We start from the raw sequence: 20500 nt of genomic DNA, 5'->3' as shown, positions 1-20500 counted from the left end.
TCTCGTACACAAAATTTCTTCTTTTTTTCCAAAATCACCAATATTCAATTTTCAATCTACATTTGCATCTTTTGATTCTAACTCCGAGAAGTTATATAAGATTAATGCATTATTCATTTACAGTATTGTCTAACTCCACATGTATAAACCTCTTACTTCACTTTTTGCAAAGTAACCTTGCCAACAATACCTGTTGGTGATAACGGACGATAAGGAGACATCGATTTAACATCATAACCCTGGCTATAAAGTTTTCTCTCAAGCATTGTCGCAACTTCAATTCTAATCTGATTTTCTTCAGAAACTTGTTGCCCTGGAAGTATAAAAACAAATGGCCTCTGCAGCTTCATTCCAAGGCTCTGTCCATTCAGGAATACCTCCACGCTCTCAGACACATCCTCAATAGACAGCTGATAGCTCTTCCCGGCTTCCAGGACAGCCTCTGTCTCATAGATATAATACCCCGAATAGTCCGGATACTTTTTCTGCATGCCGGAAAATGGCGCTGTTACCTTTTCGCCTTGTTCTGCAACATCCATTTGCAGGTCTTTCTTCTTAAGCTCCAGATAGGTCTTTGCATCAATGCGCCTCACTGAAAATTCCGTAATCTCCTGTTCCTCCCGGGCAAATTCAGGTTTGTCTGCAACATTCTGCATTTCCATCTCATCTTCCAGTACGATTACACACAATTCTAATGGATTGATAGCAAGCATTACTTTTATCCCATTTGCCGTCTCTTCATAAGCTGCCTTCTCAATGCGGTTCTCCCAAGGATAGTAACGAACCGGGCACCCTTTTCCCTGAATTGTCACAGTACCTCTATACACATTCTTTGCACCTTCGTTAAGGAATAGATAAATGTCTGAATCGGTATGGTAATGATAGGACACCAGACGGTTGCAGGCTGGTTCTGACGTCACCTGTGGCGTCAGTATTTGCCGGATTTTCTTACCAGCCTCTTTCCCGTCCACAACCTCACAATCCTCAAGACGAGTCGCGAACTTCTCTTTTTCCTCATCGGAAGCTGCAATAATACCCCCTGGCTTCTGATCCAGAAATATGACTGGAAATTCTTTTGCTAATGCATCAATGATAAAGCCGGCAACATGCTCTTCCACAAATTCACAGCCTGAAATCAAAAGTCCTCCATAGCTGACATCATTGATTTTCAATGCCTGCCCGTCAAATGCAACCGGATATGCACTATTCTCTGTAAACACATCAGACGGTATCACATGAAAGTCAATCTGGGACTGGGTCAGATATCTGGCAGCCCGAATATTGGAACTGGCATCTCCTGCCCATTTGCTTTCCCCGTTATACAAAAGCGCCACATCCGGGCAGGCCTTTCCTCCGTCAATCAGATGACAGACGCGGTTCGTATATGCCATGAGTTCCCCAAATGCGCGGTATAGCGGATTCTCCCCATGAGCATAGAAATGCGGCGGACAATCCGGATCTGGAAACGGTGCCGCCGAAAATGCATGCGGCACAAAACGGTTCACGCCCCGAACCATAAAATGATCCGTCATGTATTTTTGTTCTTTCGTTCCGGATTGCCATCCATAGGCACCGAAATTCTCGCACATGCATCTGCCCTGTTTCTTTGGATCAATGGATGCATGGGATGCTCCTAATTTACCGAGAAGATATTGATAGAATCCGGCTTCGTCCTGGCACGCAGGTTCCTGATGACGCATACAGTCCTGGCCGTTGATGGTTACCTGTCCGCCAATATTGTCGATGCCTGCCATATGCTGGCCGGATAAACCCCTGAAAAAATGCCCCATGCTGGCGCCCAGGTCACTATTCATATCGCAGTCTTCAAGCATATGTCCGATATATTCTACTCCATGCTCCTTGCACCAGATGCCATTCTGCTCAGAGAAGCATTCTGAAACCAGTTTTGTCACCATATTCATATAGGAGACCCGCTCTTTTGCCTGCAGTTTCCTGTCTGCGGCATTTGCCCAAAGATACGGAAGGTATTTTCCCCAGTCATCAGAGCCGAATTCTTCCCGGAAACACGTTGCTGCTTCCTTCGACCAGGGGAGAATCTGTTTTGGAGATCCAATGGGGCCAGCCAGTCCATATCCTTCTATGTTCCCAACAGGAGGTTCATCACTGAAAAATCCGGCAATGACAGTTCCAAAATACTCGCCATAATGTGCATAATGCGGCTCATATACTGCATCAATCAGCAAACGGCAGGACTCTTTATCCATGAAATTGATATAGTCATTTCTGCCTTTCGCATTTCTGGTCAGATAGATCACAAAAATACGCCAGTATCCATCCTCCAGGTCGAATTCCAGCATTTCATCCGCAATCTGGTTCGTAAGATCAACAGGTTCTCCCAGACATTCCCCTTCCAATACAGGACAGGCAAGCACCTTCATCAGCTCATCATCATGAAAAACACGCTCTGCCGGTGGTGCAGGCGGCATCCATGGCGGAAGCGGTTCCGGTTTCATATACACTTTGACATCGAGTTCCAGATGCTTTGCAGGTCCGCACATTTCCAGGGTTCGATATACCAGATACTGATGGGTCAGCTCATCGGGTGCATTTTTGATTGCGCCATTGGCAAATCCTGTAGGAAAATGGGAGTCATCCAGAATCCATACCTTCATCTTTAGTTTTTCTGCCTCCTTCAATATGATATCCATGTCATGCCACCATTGTTCTCCGCAAAAATCCGGATGCGGGCGGCTTTCAACGCAGATCGCACGAATATTGGATTGGTGAATCGCATTCATATATTCTCTCAATACGTTTTCTTCTTCTCCGTGCTGCCAGAAAAAGGGGAATATATAATTCCCCTCTTTTCCAAGCAGCACTTCCTGTAACTGCTTCATCTATCGTTTCCTCCTATCAGCCTTTTACAGCCCCCATTGTGATTCCTTTTGCAAAATATTTCTGAAAAAATGGATAAATTATAATAACAGGTAAAATAGCAACAACTGCAATTGCCATTCGTACTGTTCCACTCGGCAAGGCTGTATTAATTGCTGTACCTCCCAGCAGGCTTGCATTGTTGGCAAGGAATTGAATGTTCTCATTCATCTTATTCAATAGCTGCTGAATGCTGAATAACTTATCGTCTGTGATATAGTAAAGTCCATTTGTCCAATCATTCCAATACGCAACTCCGGTAAGCAATCCGACAGTTGCAAGAATCGGCGTGGCAAGCGGCATGACCAGTTTGAACAGAATATGGAACTGATTGGCTCCATCCAGTTCCGCAGCCTCAATCAATTCAGCCGGAATATTATGCTCAAAATAGTTTTTTACCAGAATAACCGTAAATCCGTTCATCAGCAGATTCGGCAAAACCAATCCCCAGATCGTATTTTTCACATGCAGCAGGTTGTTGTAAACGTAATAGGTGGGGACGATACCGCCATTAAACAACATGGTAAGCAAGACCAAAAGGAAAACCACTCTGATGCCTGGTACATCCTTCTGGACCAGTCCATAGGACAGCATGGCAACCAATAAGATTGCCAGCGTCGTTCCTACAAAAGTGACAATCAGGGTGATTCCATACGCTCTTCCAATCTGTCCCCACTGTTCAAAAATATATTTATACGCCTCCAGGCTGAACTGTTTTGGCCAGAATCCGTATCCTTCGAGTGTAACCTCCTGCTCGTTCGTGATAGAAGACATGAATAATAACATAAATGGAATTACTGCAGCCGCACTTAAAATAATCATAACCATATGGGCTATCATCCCCATAATTTTATCGCCTTTTGATTGAATACCCAAAATTTTTCCCTCCTTAAAACATGGCATTTTCTCTGCTTATTTTGCGGATAACCGCATTCGCAGCAATGACAAGAATAAATCCTACGATTGATTGATAGAAACTTGCGGCTGCAGACATGCCAAGGTTGTTCTGAGTCATCAACGCATTGTATACATAGGTATCAATGGTCTGCGTCACGCTATACAGCATACCTGAGTTTTTTGGTATCTGATAGAAAAGGCCGAAATCAGAATAGAACATCTTTCCGATACTGAGAATCACCATCGTGATGATTGTCGGTTTTAAAAACGGTAATGTGATTGTTTTGATTTCCTGCCATTTTTTCGCTCCATCCACCCTTGCAGCCTCATAATAATCCGGAGCAATTCCAATAATACATGCATAATACAGAATCATATTGAATCCGATGCCTTTCCACTGGCTTACAAAAAATAGGATAAACGGCCAGTACTTAGTTTCCTGATAAAATGCAATTGTTTTATCGCTTCCAAGCAACGGCAGGATTGTATTGTTTATAAAACCTGTATCCCCGCCCAGGAAGGCATACACAAGATAGCTGGCAACTACCCATGACATCAGGTAGGGCAAGAGGATCACTGTCTGATATACCTTTGTTGCCATTTTATTTTGAATCTCATTTAATAAAATCGCAATTACAATTCCTAAAACCGTATTTAAAATAATAAATCCAATGTTATAGAAAATCGTATTTCTTGTTATAAGCCAGGCACTCCCTGATGAAAACAGGAACTGAAAATTATCCAGACCTGCCCATGGACTTTTCAAAACTCCAAGTCCATAATTAACCTTTTTAAAAGCAATCACGATTCCTAACATTGGCAAATAATTGTTGATAAAGAAATATGCCAGCGCTGGAAACATCATAAGATAAACCGCACCTATCTTTTTCCAATGTAATTTTTTCTTTGTTTTCATAATACTCCTTTCCAACTCCAATCCTCCATTTTCACTGTTTTGCAGCACCTGTTCTCTACGAAAAGTATAGCATTTCATGTGTTTTTTGTATTTTCCTTTAGCGTCTGAAACTTTCCTTCAGCCACTCAAAAACATTCCTTTTCCGCTGGAAACTTGCCATTTTCCGTTCACCGGATTTTCAGTATAAACGGTGTTGCTGAGAATCCTTCCTTATTTGAAGCAAATGTTTGCAATCCACTTACGCTGCCTGGTAAGAATAAAAAGGGGATTGCAGCTAAAAGCCGCGATCCCCTTTCCTTATATGAACTTTTATTTCTTTGCAATTGCTGCATCTAACTGTGCCTGATTGTCTGCAATGATATCATCCATACCTGCTGCTTTTAATGCAGAAATGAACTCTTTATAAGTACTGTCTAAATCACTGACACTGCCAGTTTCCAATGCAGGCATATACTGCTGCAATACACTGTCGACTGCAATTACCTGGTTTGCCATCTTACTGCTGTCATAGGAATATCCATGCTGACTTGCAACAGAGCGATTTTCTAATCCTTTTTCTGTAAGCGCCTCATTTTCGGCTCTATTGTCTTTTGTCATTGCATAAACTGCACTCTTATCGCCCCATACTCCTAACGTGCAGTAGTAACCTGTACTATTTGCATCCAGTCCTTCTGGGAACTCAACAACATTTTCTGTATCCGTCTTCACATAATGCTTCCCTTCAATACCCCACTGAATCAGATTTGTCACCTCAGTATTTGAATAGGTTAAATTCAGGAATTTCATAGCTGCATCCGGTGATTTGCTTGTAACCGGAATCGTCCAATATATACCATTTGAAGCTCCGTTAGATGGCATATATGGATCTGTTGTATCCAGTGCCACAGCACCGCCAAATGCTCTGAATCCACTATTATATGCAACTTCAACGTTAGGTTCATTTGGGTAAACCAGGGCACTTGCCATAATTCCGGCACTGGTCAATTCGGGCATTGTAGAAGTTGTCGTAGTTGCATCCTGCATAATATATCCTGCTTCATTCCATTCCTTCATCTGTTTCAGGAAAGCAAAATACTCATCTGTCTCGAACAGATTGACAATCTTTGTTGAATCCATACCCATCAGAACGCCTGTATCAACACCTGCACCAAGTACATCTACTACATTGAAACGACTGAAGAGGCTATTGGATGTTGAACAGTCACTTCCTAAAACCCCCAGCGGATAGGTATCCGGATGATTCGATTTGATTCCAGCAAAAACCTCTGTGAGATCAGCATAAGTGTATTTATCTTTTAACTCTGCGCCCAACTCATCGAAGTAGTCTTTTCGAAGCATAATTGAACCGTATTTTCCATAGCAGGCATTTACCGGATTGACACCGTATATGCTTTCCTCTCTCTGGGCTCCTTCATAAAGCGGAAATTCTTTTGCCAGATTCAGAATATCCGGAGCATCTGCCGAAAGATACTCATTCAAGGGCTGGATGGATCCTGATTCAATGTAGCTGGATGGATCCTGGAAACAGAGCATCATTAAATCCATCCGCTCACCAGAAGCTATCCATGTGGAATAACTTGTAAATGTTTCGCCGATTGCTACTGGCTTGAATTCAACCTCAACATTGATTTCCGGAATGGAAATTGCATTGACTGCGTCCTGCACCAGCCCTAAATCTGTTGGGGTTTCTCCCATCGTCAGATAGGTAACAATAATGTGATCTGCACTGCCATTTTCCTTAGAGCTGCTTTCTGTGGTACTGCCTTCTGTTGAACTGCCTTCTGTGCTTCCTTCATTTGAACCACATCCGGCGAGTGCTGAAACCGCCATTGCTACGGTAAGTAATAAAGCTAAACTTCTCTTCTTCATATTTTCCCTCCATTTATAGAATTACAGGTTCCTTAACATGTATTAAGTATAGCATTCATCCAATTTTTTGTATTTTCCTATCACGTGCAAAACTTTCCATTCTCCATTTAAAAATGTTCCTTTTCCGTCCTGAATTTGTCTTTCTCCGTTATTTGTACAAAGTGGCTTCGCTACATCAACTCCCGTGGCCATTACTTTTGAGGGCGAAGACACTTTGTAGTGCGGAGGTCTGCGTTATAGGAAATGAGCAATTTCCTGGAGATAATAAAAGCTGTCACATGAGTTTTGTGACAGCCTTTTTGCTTTTACCTATCTTTTCTTTTTGCTCTTTTGCTGCATCTCTCTCGGCGAGATACCATAATATTTCTTAAATGCCTTGGAAAAATAGGAATAATTGCTGTATCCAATTGTATCCGAAACACGGTTTACAGACATATTCGAGGTCATAAGAAGTTCCTTTGCCAGGAACATTCTCTGCTGTATGATATAGTCGTTCAGGGTCATCTGGCTTTCCTTCTTGAATACCTTTGTCAGATAATCCGGGCTCAGATTTACCAGACGTGCCAGCAGTTCCACATTCAGGGCTTCTGCAATGTGCTCCTTCACATACGCTTTTATCCTGGAAACCATATCCTCGCTTTGTTCTTCCGAAGAATTCTCCTTCATCTGGTTCACATACATCTTCCCATATTCCAGATAATTCTGATTCTTCTTTTCCTGCTCGATTTTTTTCTGTGCCCTGAGAAGCGTGTCCTCTAGCACATCAGTCGGAACCGGCTTTAGGATATAGTCGAAACACTGCAGCTTAATTGCCGATGTTGCAAAAGTAAATTCTCCATGACATGTTAAAAATATGCACTCCACATTTGGATCATGTTCCTTCACCCATCCTACTAGCTGTATGCCATTGCCAAAAGGCATCTCAATGTCACAGAGGAGGATATCGATCTTTTCCTGTAAAAAAATGTTCATTGCCTGCGAAAAATTATTGGCAGTTAAGACCTTGTCAAACTTTACCTTTGTCCAGTCTACACTATCTAAAATGCCCTGAATTGAAAATATTTCATCATCAACGATCAAAAGGTTCATCCGATTCTCTCCTTTCTATACGTGGTATTTCCATCCAGACCTGCGTACCTTCTCCTTTTTTGCTACTGATGCTGAATTTTGTCTGATCACCATAATGAATCTGCAGCCGCTTCCTGCAATTCCAGATTCCGATATGGGTTCCCCGGTAATCGACAAACGCCTCATCAGCGCGCACCTTTTCAAGAATTTCTTCATCCATACCGTTGCCTGTATCAATAATGGAAATGGATAGCCTGTCATCTATTTTCTTTACTAATACCATGATATCAACTACCGTCTCCATATTCAAAGCATATTTAATTGAATTCTCAACAAAATTCTGAATCAGCATAGTAGGGATCTCCTCATCAAATATGGCTTCATCCACATCATAGACATAACTGAACGCTCCCGGAAAACGAATCTTCTGGATTTCCATATAGCTTGAAATAAATTCCATCTCGTCTTTGATTTTGGAAAACTCACGGTTATTATACAGTACATATCTAAAATACTTAGACAGGCACATGGTCATGTCTTCCACGCCCTGGCTATTATGAGACTTTGACAAGCTATAGATCATGTTCAGGCTGTTTAGCAGCATATGCGGATTCACCTGTAACCGCAGATTAAGGTTCTCAATACGGAGTCTTTCAATATCTTTTTCATAGGATTCAATCCTGAGATTCTTGATCTGTTCTGCCATATCATTAAATCCCTGCTCAATATGAACGAATTCAAGGGTTTTTTCGTCCCCCTCCATCCTGTATTCCAGATGCTCCTGCTCCAGCTCCTTCATTGCACTGCTGATTCTTCCAAGAGGCTGTATTACATATTTTTTCAAAGAATACCATTGAATCGGAAACAATACCATGCACATTGCAGCAAGCAGTACTGATAACTTTCTGCCAAGCGGCACTGCCTGAAAAATCAAGGCATTCGATATATTACGAACAAGATAGCAGCCTGTCTCACTGGATCTCACGGTAAGGACTCTTGTATTCGCCTTATCAGCCTCATTTTCTACTATGTCGTTTATGATCTTATTTCCGTTCTGATTTTGGAACAGCTGCATTGACTTTTCCAGATCAACCAGATACCCATATTCAAAGCTGCCTGCATATGCGTATAAAATCATATATTTTTTCCCTTTTACATCCAACAGATGATAAGAAAAATTATCCCACTGCTTACTATCCTGTTCCGATATGATCGTTTCCAATGCAGATATCTCTTCTGGCTGAAACGACGTCGTATCATATGCAAAATCTATAGATGCTCCGTCCCTGATAAAACCAATGTCAATGATTGAATATCGATTTCTTTCCTGATTCACACGATTCCAGATGTTATATTTAATGACGCCAGGATCTTTTAGAGGATAAAACTTTGTTCGGTAATCAATCGCGATCTGTTTCATCTGTTCAGTTGCAGTGGATACGTCGTTATCGAACTCGCTCATAAATATCTTCATTTCATTTAGATTTGCATCCACAACCTGCTCTGACATATAATGAAACATATTCCATGTGATCATGTACAAAATAGCAAGAACTGGTAAAAATGTCAAAAAAAGAATTCCCAAAACTCTTCCATTTATAGATTGCTGTTTTTTTATTCTTTTTTTCATATTCGCTCATCCTATCTGCTTTCGCTAATTCCTGATATGCTGTTTATTATAAATCAGATTTCCGCTTTTGCCATCGGCTCTCTCAAAGCGTTCATTGCATTTTTTTGCGATATAAGCCTGCATTCCCATAAATTCAAAGGGTATGTCATCCGCTTTTCCATTCAGGATCTCATCACACACTGCAATCATATTATCCAAAATATCTGTATCTGTTTCCATCACATGATGGGATAAAAATACACGTTCGAACTTTCCAGCCACCTGCTCTTTGACTCTGATCAGTTCCTCTCGATATGCCTCTACAGAGCTTGAATGCTGATCAAAAAGGAAGGTCGAATTGTTGCAGGCATCGCCTAAAATCAATATCTTCTGTTCTCTTATAAGAAAAATCATGCTTCCCTGTGTATGGCCGGGAAGCTCATATACATCAATATGCGTACCACCCAGATCAAAACTCATACCTTCCCGCAGCTCCAAAAATTCTTTATCCAGTTCCGGGGGAACATATGCAGATTCATCCAGCTGGTTAAACCTTTCTCCTAACGTTGCCTGGAGATACCCTTTTCGTTCCTCGATTGGACTGTGTTCCTGAAATAATTTGCAGTCTTTTTCATTCATGTATACCCGCTCGAATTCCGGTGCGCCCAAAGCATGATCCACATGGCCATGTGTCAGTAAAACGGTCACCGGCTTTTGGGTCAGGGTTTTTGTGAAGTCCCTAAGATGGCCTACTCCAAGACAAGTATCAATCAATACCGCATCCTTTTCTCCTTCTACCAGATATAAGATTTCGCCTGTCGCACTGAAAATAGCCTTTATATTCTCTGCTGATTCCTCTGCTCTGTAAAAATTCATTTTTACGTTCGTTTTTCCCATTGCTTTTCCTTTCCAAACTAGTCACTATTCAGGACTATGTCCTTCATAGCTTATTTATATACGGAGCGTTTTCATCTCATAGGACGCACGTTCCTCATTATGGCCGACTATCTATGCATTCTATATGCTATCAGATTTGCCCCGATGAATATATCTTTATTTTGTCATTTTTGTCGTTATCTTGTTGTTATTTCTACTGGCTATTCATAATTCTGTTGGCTTATACCGGTTCCGGTATTCTTTCGGCGTCATATTTTTGTACTTTTTAAATATGCTTCCAAAATAGCTTTGAGTTGGAAACCCCACATATTCTCCTATATGCGCAATGCTTTCGTCTGAGTAGGCCAGCAGATTTTCCGCATTTTCTATGCGGGACCAGTTGATATAATCCTGTAAACCCATTCCCAGCTCCCGTGAAAATAGCCGGGACAGATAGGAACTGCTCAATCCAAGCATTTCCGCCAGATCTTTCAGATATATTTTTTCCCTGTAATGTTTGCTGATATAGTCTTTGCACTGTTCTATATAACTTGATGTTCTCTGACTGTTCATTTTTTCCCAGACCCGCTCAGTCAGCTCTTTTACCGCCTGGTTTCTGCATGCGATCAACGAAATAACATCTTTACATTTATTTGCTTTTTGAATATAAAAATCACTTAGCTGGTATGCTGTTGCAGGAGATAATCCGCCCTCGATCGCAGCCCTTGTACACAGAGTGATTCCAACAACTGCGACATTCTTCCAATGCTCAGATTCATTCTTTGATAATCGTCCTGTACCCATGTCCATATCCACATTGTACTTCAATGCTTCTTCTACTTTACCCGTCCTCACACATTCCAGCAGTCTGCGTTCCTCCTGATAGGTATGATGATATAATTCAGCATCTTCTTCCCTTATCTTAAATAAAATTTGTTCCTTTTTAATGCTTTCATCCATATCAGTTACAAGATGATTTTCTTTTATCAATTCATCATCATCATACTCCCTGCCTGTCACTTTTTTCGTTATTACTTCAGCAATTGCCAGGATTTTGGCAAAAGGAAATACAGGAAGTGCTTTTTCCATTCCGGCTGGCATTCCATATTCCATATGGTAGTTATGAAGCTCTACCCTGGATAGTCTTTTGAGGCTCATGGGACCAAATAGAACATATCCTTTTTCACTTTTCACGCATCCAAAGAACACCTGATGTGCATCCTGATACAATACCGGAACCTCTTGTCCTTCAGCGATTTCAATAAGCATATCACAAAACTTCTTTTGTTCTCTGATGGGATTATACTCTGTATTTTTCTCATCTCCCTGCAGATTCCCCCCCTGAAAACGAAAAATATCCACACCTGTCAGCATTGATATTCTGCTGAGCAGATACTCATTTCTTATCAATCTTCTGTTTCACCCCTTGCATTTACAAAATGATAATAGCTGAGATTTATTTTACAGTAAACCAACGGAAATAGCGAGTCTTTCAAAACGGTGATATACTGCCTGGCGCTGTCGCAGGGGGATTATTAAGATATCTCTATCAAAAAAATATAGGATGTAAAAGCGGAACGTGCCCAATTACTTCAAGCCGGACCGGTTCGATCATATATGGTGCTATTATTGGTTTACTAATAAGCAGTTCGTAACTATTCAGGACTACGTCCTTCATAGTCACAAATGATGCACACAAATTGCAAAACCAGCAATTTGTGTGCATCATTTACTTTAAGCTTTATTTGAAATCAACGTAAAATATCTGTCCTTGTCTTTTCATTACTTGTGTACCAGGATGCCAGTCACAATGTAAAAATAATCATTCAGCTCCACATAGGATATTTCTTCAAATCCACAATCAAGAAGTTCCCTTTTCACTTCGCTGCTGTCAACCCTGTGCCCGACTGGTGGCCCCCAGTCACTTTCCTTCTTGATCCATTCGACAATAGCAATTTTCCCGCCACTGCCAAGAATGCGCTTTGTTTCATGAAGGAACTTCATTCTATCCTCAATTTCATGCAGAACAGTTGATACAAGCGCATAGGAAACTGCATTATCATCCAGCTTAAAATCATATTCCTCTGTAACAATGGTTCGAATATTATCTGTTTCATTTTCTGCAATCCTCTGTTCAAGTTCTTCAATCATTTCTACATTCACATCAAGCGCATAGACACTACCTTTTGAGCCTGCTATCTCTGCTGCCGGAATAGAAAAATAGCCGATTCCACACCCGATGTCTGCAAGAATATCCCCTGCTTGTAAACCTATTTCATCCAGAATTTTGCCGGTCGGCAGCATTTCCCTGCGCCTTGGATTGTCCAGCTTGTTTTTATGCGTAACATCAAATTTATGAGCCATTATTTGTATTTCCTTCCTATTTGTTATTTCATATCTGTCTTATTCCGCTGCTTCTAAAGCCTGGTCTATCACGTTAACCATGATGTCTTTGGTCATCATTCCCGGAACGTATCCGACAATATTCCCTTCTTTATCGATCATAAACGTAGTTGGAAAAGCCGATATATTATAGTTTTCAAGCACTTCCCCTGTTTCATCAAATAGCGTCGGGAACGTATATCCGTTGTCATCTAAAAATGATTTGATCGCTTCTTTTCCATCATCCTGGTTGTTCGGATACTCCTGACTTGACGGATTTGCAATTCCTAAAAACACCACGTCATCCTGATTGAAATTATATTCCTTATAAAGCGCCTCGATATCAGGCATTTCCTTTTTACAGGGCGGACACCAGGTGGCCCAGAAATTGAGGAATACTACTTTTCCCCTATAATCGGAAAGCGTATGTTCATTCCCATACTGGTCTGTAAGGGTAAAATCAGATGCAGCAATTGTGGCCACCTCCGAACTTTTCCCAGTATCAGGCTCATCCGTTTGAACTGCTCCCTCCTGGGAACCGCTTTGCTGGTCAGAGGAAAACGAATTCAGATAGCCCGAGACGCCATTCATCCACCCGGTGTAGATCATAATTCCCATGATGATCAGAATAACTCCTCCAGCCTTAATCGTATACCGCAGCAGTTTCTGTTTTGATTTCAAAAAGTTCAATACCTGTGTCGTAAAAAGTCCAAGCAAAAGGAACGGAATCAAGAATCCAAGGGCATAGACAATTACAAGCAGATTGCCTTCGAGAGATGTTGTTGCCCCGGAAGCCATAATCAGCACAGAAGAAAGGGCCGGTCCAATACAAGGCGTCCATGCAAAGCTAAAAGTGAAACCCATGATCAGCGCCATAATGGGATTCATTTTCTTATCAGCCAGTTTGATCTGTATTTTTCTTTCCTTCTGCAAGAACGAAAAATCAAGAATCCCAAGCTGAAACAATCCCAATATAACGATAAGGATGCCGCCTATTCTTGTGAACAGCATCTTATTGCTGCTAAAAAAACTGCCAAGAGCCGTAAATGACATTCCTAATATAAAGAAGACAAAAGAAACTCCCAAAGCAAAAAACGTGGTATGCAGGAACACCTTTTTCCTGTCATATGCAATCGTACCATCTTCATTCACTTTTTTCCCGCTTCCTGCTAAATAGCCCATGTAAACTGGGATTAATGGTATCACACAGGGCGAGAAGAAAGAGAGTATTCCTTCTAAAAATACAAATATAAAACTAACGTTATTTGCCGCAACCAATCCATCAAGCATAATTTATCTCCAATCACATTTATGATTTTTCCTATGTTCTTACAAAAATTTAAAACAAAAATCTAATTTTCTCTTTTTCCCTGCATAAGTAATTGTGTTTTCTTTTATAGTTCAATTATATCAACATTTCAATCATTATCTGTAACCTTATCACACGGAAGAAGCTACAGAGGCATCCCTCATCCTGTCATCACTTTCAAAAATCCGTATAAATTTCTTCAACAAAAAGCAGCATTTCCCAAATTGGAAATACTGCTTTCCTAATTACTTATCTCCAGGCTACTTCCGCTGGTTTTCTTGGAACTGTCCTCTGGTATTTCACATCAGGATAGCCTATTACCAGGCAGGCAGCTACTTCCTGCCCTTGATCAAGCCTTAGATATTCTTTGATTTCCTTTGAATGTGCTGCTGCTCTTGTAAAGAACCCGCTGTATAACATTCCCAGCCCCTGCGCATACACCATTGTCTCCATATGCGCTGCCGCGATGCATGCATTTTGCATAGACTTCGATATAACAAGGATTACAGTTCCTGCATCAAAGAACAATCCGTCCTTCCTGTTCTTGTCATGATAATCCAGATACATCTGCTTCCACAGATTCCCATACCAGGAGATATTCAGCTTCGCCTTTTCCTCCTCCGGGAGATTTGCAAATTTATACAACTCATCAATCACCATATTTCTTAAGGGTTCAATGTCATCCCTCATGACGCAGAAGGATACGTTCTGTTGATTTCCGCCAGTTGGAGAATATCTTCCTGCTTCGATGATGTTTTCGATTTTCTGGTTCTCCACCTGCCTGCCGGAAAATTGTCGAATCGTTCTTCTGTATTTTAACGAACGTAAGTATTGATCTGGATCTATCTCAAATGCACCCTTTTCATATTCCAGAACCTCTGACATTGGATAATTTTCCAAAACGATGGCATTCGTTGGACATACTGCAATACAATGCCCGCATTCTATACATCGTATTCCTTTAGGCTTTGCCTTACGGCCAGTTACCTCAATTTCCTTTGTGAAACAGTCTTTTACACATAGTCCGCACCCAATGCATTTATCTTCGTTAATTTTAATCATGATTGGTCTCCTTTATGATTTTTCATTTGGTCCTGCATCCTTGCTGTCTTACCTGACCGCAGATACGGGATTCTTTTTCTATCATAAACGAACATTCGCCTGATTTCAACTATTCATCCATGCTCAGGACAATCGCTTTTGTTGGACATTTGTCTGCCGTTTCCACAATGGCAGCTTCTTGAAGCTTCCCTTGCGGCATTTTCTTTACTACAGCTTTCTTATCCCTGATCTCATAATATTCAGGCAATAATTTTGCACAGATACCGCAGCCTATGCAGTATTCCTGTTTAATCTCCAAAACATTTTCCCTGCTTCCCATTTCTGGTTTTGGCAGATCTTTCGTTTTCACAAACAGAGCCATCAGGTATCCCATTACAAAAATCGAGATTACCGTCATGATCCATCTTATTCCCATAAATTTGACACCTAAAAATTTCACTTCATTCGCAAGCATCGGTATTTTAATTACCGCCCAGGAACTCAGGATAATCACAATATTCGTAATGCTCGCACCTTTGTTCAGCAGTATTTTACTAATTGGAAATGCCGCATAGACAGGTCCTGCAGAAATGCTTCCCAATAATAGAGAAAGCAGATTTCCCTTCAGTCCTGATTTTTCTCCAAAGCCTTGTGTAATCATCTCTTTTGGAACCAGCACTTCTATGACGACAGTAAGTAAAAAGATTACGGGAAGCACCTGCAGCATTTCAATCAAATAATAGATGCTATTTCTCCATGACTGCAATGCCTGATCCGGCGATGCAAGAAGCAGAATTCCATAAGCCGCAGCTACAAAAACAATAAGTTTATTTTTCTTGATAATTGCCATTATTTTCATACGACCACCCCCATAGCAAGCGCAATGACAATTGCAAACCCGAAGCTGAACAGATTTCTGGTTACTGCGAACTTTGTTCCGAATTCCTTCTTTTCAAGCGGGAATGTCACAACCCCCACCATCGTTAACGTCGTCAAAAATGCAACGGCAGGTACAATGCTTGCCCCGGCATCGACCAAAGAGCCAACCAGCGGAAAGGCGACGAAAGCCGGAATAAGCGTTACGCTCCCAACTGCCGCAGATATCACCGTTGATAAAAAAGTGTTCGATGATCCCAGCACCGTCTTGATTGATTCTGGTGGAATAAACGTAAGAACCAGTCCAATCAGAAATATGATAGCAATGATTTCTCCAACCATTCCTCCCATCATGCTTTTTGATTTCTTCATCGCAGCTAATGTCTTGTTCCTGTTTTTCATAAGCGAAACCACAAACAGTACAACCGCAATCACCCAAAATATAATCGTAAAAATATCCATAACTGTCCTCCTGACTTGATTTACAGCCATTATAATCGTATACTGATTTTAAATGAGTTACTTTGGTAACACTATAAGGAGGATTTATGAGCCCATATCAGAACCTGATTAAAAATACCGTGCTGTTAAGGTCTTTTCCACCCGAAAAGCTTGACTTCCATATACAAAACAATGATTTCAGGATCCATTCCTATAACAGGAACTGCCTGATCCATTTAGAAGGCGATCTTTGCACTCACCTGGAAATCATACTACGTGGCGCTGTTGCCGTCGAGCGCATTGACGAATCGGGAAACCTGCTTACAATTGCTGAGTTTTATAACGATGATATCCTGGGTGGGAATTTATTGTTTTCAAAAAATCCTTATTTTCCTATGGCGTCCATTGCCCGGGAAGATACGGTCATCCTGGAAATAGAGAAGAATCTGCTATTCGATCTGTTGGCAGAGTCACCCTCTTTTTTGAGAACCTACCTTGAATTCGTCTCAGACCGCACATTTATTCTGGGGGACAAACTGAAGCATTATGTAAACAAATCCATTCGCGAGTGTGTTCTGAATTATTTGGAATACGAAAGCAAAATCCAAAATTCCAGACAAATCAAATTGAATATGACCAAAAAGGCACTTGCCGACAGAATAGGCGTGCAGCGGACTTCCCTGTCCCGTGAGCTTGCCAAGATGCGGGATGACGGCATTATTGTCTTTGACAGCAGTTCGATTACACTTTTGTGATGCGACACGCTTTACACTCAAAAAGAGCCCGTCCATTCTCAATCTGCTTGAAAATGAACGGGCTCCTGTGTTATATCCACATCTACTGTGATATTTTTTTTGTTCTTGTGAAGTCAAGTCCTATATTCTTATTCTTCTTTTCGACTTTTCCAGAACCAATCTTTTTTTCTGCTTGCAAGAAACCGCCTTTTGCGTTCTTCTCTTCTATAAGTTTTTTCATTCTTTCCATATCTTTCATCGACATTTGTATTCCTCCTTTCAAATTCCACTCAAATTTCAACATGTATTTTGACAACACGGTATGCTCTCTATGGACCGTATTTCACAGACTAGCCAGTATGCTTTTTGATGCTTATCACTATTGTATCGCATGACACCAGAGAGGCAAAGCCATCGCTGACATTCAGTGAATGCAGCTCCTTGTTTTTCATGAACTGAACTTCTTTCCTGCTCTATAATAACACGTATGATACATAACATCAAGATTACCGTGGATACATGCTCTTTTTCAATACTCGATGATAGGTCGGCATATCTTTGACAGCCTTGGTCACAGCCTCAAGTTTTCCTTCATAAATCATTTCTTCTATTCGGAATGCAATCCAGGAATCTCCAATCCCAAGCTGGTATTTACCAAGTACCCGTCCGATAATCTTTGCTTCCTGAAACTGTTCGCCTTCTACTGCGATTTCGCGAAGGATAAAGTCATCATAGATTTTTTCTGACATGCTGACCAGATGCCCATTCAGCACGGCTCGCAAAGGTGCGTTCTCTGCCTGAAGCGCCTGCCAATGAGATGCACAGCTTTGTATAAATGATGGAAGCGCAGGCTTCTGCAGGGCGAGATACCGATGCCATCCTTCGGCAGGCACTTCGCTCCAGCCATTTTTCCATACAATATTTCCTTTTTCGTCAGCTTCCCATTCCGGGAGTTTGATAATCACAACCTGTCCTTCATGCACACCCCACTGATTCAACTGTTCCATGAACCAGTAGAGTCCGCACATTTCGTCGGGCTGGCTGCTATACCAGATACGGACGGCTTCTCCCGATGCTGCGCGCTGCCGGATTGCCTTCAGGTCTTCATTTGCCCTTTTGAGTATTTCCTCCGCCGCCTGGCGCCCCTCATCGTTCGGGTAAACGCTGTATAAATGTTCCAAGGTCTGTTTGCGCCTGGTCCCAGGCTGACTTTCGGAAATGTCTCCGACGCTCAGCACCAGATTGAATCCATAGATGTCTGTCGTTTTTCCACCCAGGGGGACAGAACTCTCCCACGCCAGGCGCTCCTTTTCTGCCGCTTCCTTCCTGGCAGCTTCAAATTCCTCTTTGGTCGGCTTGCTTCCATCATCGTTGCTGATTATAATGCCGATACACCCTTCCTGATAGTTTCCTTTCCCAAACTGCTGTGCAATTTTAAGGCTTCCGCAAGCGCTTTCGCTGAATACGATATCAACCATAGTCGTTTTCCCCCATCCCGGATTTATCCTTTCTCCGGTTCCCATAATGACATTTTGTTTATAACCGTATATCCATATTTTATTCATTTAATAACCAAACATCTCAACATCAAAACTATACTCTTTCTCACAATCGTACCACTGACGGAAATATTTACAATGCAAAAAATTCAATTAGCTCTCGAAGATATTCACTCCATCGGCTTGAATCATTTGAAATAATGGCCATCTTGTAGTTTTGGCTCACAAACGATACAAAATCAAGAAAACCGTCTATATTTTTCTAAACGGTAAAGCCCTTCCTGATCAAGCTCTTTCACCCCATTCTTAAATTCATAGCCAAATTTCCGATAAAAATCCACCGCTGTAATCGATGCCGGAATCTCCACTCTCTCTGCCCGTTTAAAAAGTTCATCCTGCTCCAGCGTTCTGATAATTGTCCGTCCAATTCCTTTTCCATGAAATTCCGGCAGCACAAACACTGTAAGCAAAATACTTTCTGTCTCACTTCCCCAAAAGCTGGAGATAGAACCGACTCCTATGATTTTTTCACCCAGACAAAATACATACATATTGGCATAACCTGCTACACCTTTGACCCATTCCGAATCATGAGTTTTTACCAGTTCATCTATCGCATCCGAACTATAATCCTTACTGTTTACTTCCTTGAAATTCCGTATGATCAATTTGGCAACATCTTCTGTATCTGCTTCGCAGAAGCTTCTTGCTGCAACAAGAACTTTTTCATATCCCACAACATCCATGACATCATTAATTTCTTTTTGCCATCCACTTCTATAAAAACCACATTTTTCATAAAAATGACAATCTCTTTTTTCCTGTAGAATAGTTGCCAGCCGCCAGGTAATTGCCTGCGGGTAAAGAGCAAGTACCTTCTGTAATGCTATATATCCGATCCCCTGATTCTGAAACTCCGGCAGGATAAACATTGGACTGATAGAGAATACACCCTCTTGTTTTTCAACGATTCTCACCCCTCCAACGAACTCATTTTGAAACTTTATCAGATAATAATCGCTATTTTCCATTTGAATGGATCTGATAACCGTTTCTACCGGCTCTTTCACAGGGCTTGTTTCATCATCATGATATTTCTCATATAACGGTAAAAAAGCGGAGTATTTCATTTGATGCAGTAATTCTGCCTCTTTTTCTGTTGCCAGAACCAATTCTACTGCTTCTGTCATAACTTCTCCTGTCATAAATCCTCCTATTCCACCACCAGCATCTTTCTTACCAGTGGTAACGCAAAAATCGCACCGGACATTCCCATATGTCTGGTGCGATATCAATGCAAATTAGTGTTTTAATCATTTATATAATGGACTAAAATCAAAAGATACATTCTCATCTATGCACAGACATATAAGACCTATCGCTTATAACTGTGCACCTGTCAGGGTTCAGCTACAAGCAGATACGTCTGTAATACATGTAGATAGTTCTTCTTGAATGTAGGTTCTGATTCATTTGCGTACTCCTTAGTTTTTCTTTAATCTTATAGCAGTAGCTTTAACTTGTCAAATATTTTTTCCACAATACGGCAAAACGCTTCATGTTTTCCATTATTCAGTAACTAATGAAATTGGAATTCTGATTCGTCCAATTAAAGAGAGGGATACGAATTTCATATTATGCCTGTTCATTTTATACGACTAGCATACCCTTTTTATCCGAAATCCTAATAACTGCTTCTGTTCCTGAATTGAATTCCAGGAAATCATTTTCTATACCATCACTAAAAATGACTCCGTTTTCTGGCATTTGAGATACAATCTTCAGTTGGGAGGTAGCATTTACTCTGCCAAAAACAAGATTTGCCGATGTCCATTTGCTGGGATATGGTTCTCGCACTGAATAGTAGAGAAAATCAGAATCCCATGTGAATGCTTCCTGTTGACTCATGGGAATTTGTCTATTGATACAGTTAGCTGCCACACCTGATGCACCGGCAAGAATGCTTTTAAACCATCCTGTTGAACCTAAACCTCGCTGATTGTCAAGATAGTTGTCAGTAATTCTTTAAATTTATTTATGCCTACGAGGCAGCTTGTGCTGTCTCGGTAACATCTGGTTCAATTGTTG

Annotated in this window: 18 protein-coding genes; 2 read left to right on the top strand and 16 right to left on the bottom strand. The window is 41.2% G+C overall.

Annotated elements, in window-relative coordinates; all coding sequences use genetic code 11:
• Nucleotides 1-152: 152 nt before the first annotated feature.
• The 8 genes from BJR36_RS18160 to BJR36_RS18125 all read right to left on the bottom strand — a co-directional run bounded on the left by BJR36_RS18160 (nucleotide 153) and on the right by BJR36_RS18125 (nucleotide 11540).
• Nucleotides 153-2858 (bottom strand): hypothetical protein, encoded by a 2706-nt coding sequence (locus tag BJR36_RS18160; RefSeq protein ID WP_091236851.1) that lies wholly within the window; start codon nucleotides 2856-2858, stop codon nucleotides 153-155.
• A 16-nt stretch (nucleotides 2859-2874) separates the two neighbouring features.
• On the bottom strand, nucleotides 2875-3771 hold the full coding sequence (locus tag BJR36_RS18155) for a carbohydrate ABC transporter permease (protein ID WP_330387997.1): 897 nt from the start codon (nucleotides 3769-3771) through the stop codon (nucleotides 2875-2877).
• 13 nt (nucleotides 3772-3784) lie between these two features.
• Nucleotides 3785-4708, bottom strand: coding sequence for an ABC transporter permease (locus BJR36_RS18150; protein ID WP_091236855.1), 924 nt, complete (start codon nucleotides 4706-4708; stop codon nucleotides 3785-3787).
• A gap of 309 nt (nucleotides 4709-5017) precedes the next feature.
• Nucleotides 5018-6577 carry an ABC transporter substrate-binding protein gene (locus BJR36_RS18145; protein ID WP_091236849.1) on the bottom strand — a complete coding sequence of 520 codons (1560 nt, stop codon included), beginning with the start codon at nucleotides 6575-6577 and terminating at the stop codon, nucleotides 5018-5020.
• 309 nt (nucleotides 6578-6886) lie between these two features.
• Complete coding sequence (locus tag BJR36_RS18140) at nucleotides 6887-7666, bottom strand: response regulator transcription factor (RefSeq protein ID WP_091236848.1); 780 nt, start codon at nucleotides 7664-7666, stop codon at nucleotides 6887-6889.
• Nucleotides 7647-9275 (bottom strand): sensor histidine kinase, encoded by a 1629-nt coding sequence (locus BJR36_RS18135; protein WP_091236847.1) that lies wholly within the window; start codon nucleotides 9273-9275, stop codon nucleotides 7647-7649. Before BJR36_RS18135 ends, BJR36_RS18140 begins: the two co-directional genes overlap by 20 nt.
• A 24-nt stretch (nucleotides 9276-9299) precedes the next feature.
• Complete coding sequence (locus BJR36_RS18130; protein WP_091236846.1) at nucleotides 9300-10151, bottom strand: MBL fold metallo-hydrolase; 852 nt, start codon at nucleotides 10149-10151, stop codon at nucleotides 9300-9302.
• 204 nt (nucleotides 10152-10355) lie between these two features.
• Complete coding sequence (locus BJR36_RS18125; protein ID WP_139133579.1) at nucleotides 10356-11540, bottom strand: AraC family transcriptional regulator; 1185 nt, start codon at nucleotides 11538-11540, stop codon at nucleotides 10356-10358.
• 95 nt (nucleotides 11541-11635) lie between these two features.
• Between BJR36_RS18125 and BJR36_RS21065 the strand changes: the two genes are divergently transcribed.
• The gene (locus tag BJR36_RS21065; RefSeq protein WP_334292933.1) at nucleotides 11636-11785 is read left to right on the top strand and encodes a DUF6132 family protein; all 150 of its coding nucleotides are present in this window, start codon (nucleotides 11636-11638) and stop codon (nucleotides 11783-11785) included.
• Between the two features lie 127 nt (nucleotides 11786-11912).
• Here BJR36_RS21065 and BJR36_RS18120 read toward each other — a convergent pair whose 3' ends face one another.
• The 5 genes from BJR36_RS18120 to BJR36_RS18100 all read right to left on the bottom strand — a co-directional run bounded on the left by BJR36_RS18120 (nucleotide 11913) and on the right by BJR36_RS18100 (nucleotide 16200).
• On the bottom strand, nucleotides 11913-12494 hold the full coding sequence (locus BJR36_RS18120; protein WP_091236844.1) for a class I SAM-dependent methyltransferase: 582 nt from the start codon (nucleotides 12492-12494) through the stop codon (nucleotides 11913-11915).
• 39 nt (nucleotides 12495-12533) lie between these two features.
• Entirely contained in the window at nucleotides 12534-13802 is a 1269-nt protein-coding gene (locus BJR36_RS18115; RefSeq protein WP_091236843.1) for a redoxin domain-containing protein, read from the bottom strand.
• 268 nt (nucleotides 13803-14070) lie between these two features.
• On the bottom strand, nucleotides 14071-14883 hold the full coding sequence (locus BJR36_RS18110) for a nitroreductase family protein (RefSeq protein WP_091236854.1): 813 nt from the start codon (nucleotides 14881-14883) through the stop codon (nucleotides 14071-14073).
• Nucleotides 14884-14992: 109 nt separating this feature from the next.
• Nucleotides 14993-15721 (bottom strand): permease, encoded by a 729-nt coding sequence (locus BJR36_RS18105; RefSeq protein WP_091236842.1) that lies wholly within the window; start codon nucleotides 15719-15721, stop codon nucleotides 14993-14995.
• Nucleotides 15718-16200, bottom strand: a complete 483-nt coding sequence (locus tag BJR36_RS18100; protein WP_091236841.1) for a permease — start codon at nucleotides 16198-16200, stop codon at nucleotides 15718-15720. Before BJR36_RS18100 ends, BJR36_RS18105 begins: the two co-directional genes overlap by 4 nt.
• A gap of 86 nt (nucleotides 16201-16286) precedes the next feature.
• Between BJR36_RS18100 and BJR36_RS18095 the strand changes: the two genes are divergently transcribed.
• Nucleotides 16287-16934, top strand: a complete 648-nt coding sequence (locus tag BJR36_RS18095) for a Crp/Fnr family transcriptional regulator (RefSeq protein ID WP_091236840.1) — start codon at nucleotides 16287-16289, stop codon at nucleotides 16932-16934.
• Between the two features lie 82 nt (nucleotides 16935-17016).
• Here BJR36_RS18095 and BJR36_RS20460 read toward each other — a convergent pair whose 3' ends face one another.
• From BJR36_RS20460 to BJR36_RS18085, 3 genes are all read right to left on the bottom strand, one after another.
• Nucleotides 17017-17178 (bottom strand): hypothetical protein, encoded by a 162-nt coding sequence (locus tag BJR36_RS20460; RefSeq protein ID WP_169823776.1) that lies wholly within the window; start codon nucleotides 17176-17178, stop codon nucleotides 17017-17019.
• Between the two features lie 241 nt (nucleotides 17179-17419).
• On the bottom strand, nucleotides 17420-18478 hold the full coding sequence (locus BJR36_RS18090; RefSeq protein ID WP_242875661.1) for a DUF3658 domain-containing protein: 1059 nt from the start codon (nucleotides 18476-18478) through the stop codon (nucleotides 17420-17422).
• Between the two features lie 173 nt (nucleotides 18479-18651).
• Nucleotides 18652-19617 (bottom strand): GNAT family N-acetyltransferase, encoded by a 966-nt coding sequence (locus BJR36_RS18085; protein ID WP_242875658.1) that lies wholly within the window; start codon nucleotides 19615-19617, stop codon nucleotides 18652-18654.
• Nucleotides 19618-20500: the final 883 nt, after the last annotated feature.

This window comes from Anaerobium acetethylicum (assembly GCF_900096945.1).
Lineage (GTDB): Bacteria > Bacillota > Clostridia > Lachnospirales > Lachnospiraceae > Anaerobium > Anaerobium acetethylicum.
This window is presented reverse-complemented; position numbering and strand designations above follow the sequence as displayed.

Coding starts and splice junctions, on each gene's coding strand:
- BJR36_RS18160 (WP_091236851.1), bottom strand. CDS start 2,858: ATGAAGCAGTTACAGGAAGTGCTGCTTGGAAAAGAGGGGAATTATATA.
- BJR36_RS18150 (WP_091236855.1), bottom strand. CDS start 4,708: ATGAAAACAAAGAAAAAATTACATTGGAAAAAGATAGGTGCGGTTTAT.
- BJR36_RS18145 (WP_091236849.1), bottom strand. CDS start 6,577: ATGAAGAAGAGAAGTTTAGCTTTATTACTTACCGTAGCAATGGCGGTT.
- BJR36_RS18140 (WP_091236848.1), bottom strand. CDS start 7,666: ATGAACCTTTTGATCGTTGATGATGAAATATTTTCAATTCAGGGCATT.
- BJR36_RS18135 (WP_091236847.1), bottom strand. CDS start 9,275: ATGAAAAAAAGAATAAAAAAACAGCAATCTATAAATGGAAGAGTTTTG.
- BJR36_RS18130 (WP_091236846.1), bottom strand. CDS start 10,151: ATGGGAAAAACGAACGTAAAAATGAATTTTTACAGAGCAGAGGAATCA.
- BJR36_RS18120 (WP_091236844.1), bottom strand. CDS start 12,494: ATGGCTCATAAATTTGATGTTACGCATAAAAACAAGCTGGACAATCCA.
- BJR36_RS18115 (WP_091236843.1), bottom strand. CDS start 13,802: ATGCTTGATGGATTGGTTGCGGCAAATAACGTTAGTTTTATATTTGTA.
- BJR36_RS18110 (WP_091236854.1), bottom strand. CDS start 14,883: ATGATTAAAATTAACGAAGATAAATGCATTGGGTGCGGACTATGTGTA.
- BJR36_RS18105 (WP_091236842.1), bottom strand. CDS start 15,721: ATGAAAATAATGGCAATTATCAAGAAAAATAAACTTATTGTTTTTGTA.
- BJR36_RS18100 (WP_091236841.1), bottom strand. CDS start 16,200: ATGGATATTTTTACGATTATATTTTGGGTGATTGCGGTTGTACTGTTT.
- BJR36_RS18095 (WP_091236840.1), top strand. CDS start 16,287: ATGAGCCCATATCAGAACCTGATTAAAAATACCGTGCTGTTAAGGTCT.
- BJR36_RS20460 (WP_169823776.1), bottom strand. CDS start 17,178: ATGTCGATGAAAGATATGGAAAGAATGAAAAAACTTATAGAAGAGAAG.
- BJR36_RS18090 (WP_242875661.1), bottom strand. CDS start 18,478: ATGAATAAAATATGGATATACGGTTATAAACAAAATGTCATTATGGGA.
- BJR36_RS18085 (WP_242875658.1), bottom strand. CDS start 19,617: ATGACAGGAGAAGTTATGACAGAAGCAGTAGAATTGGTTCTGGCAACA.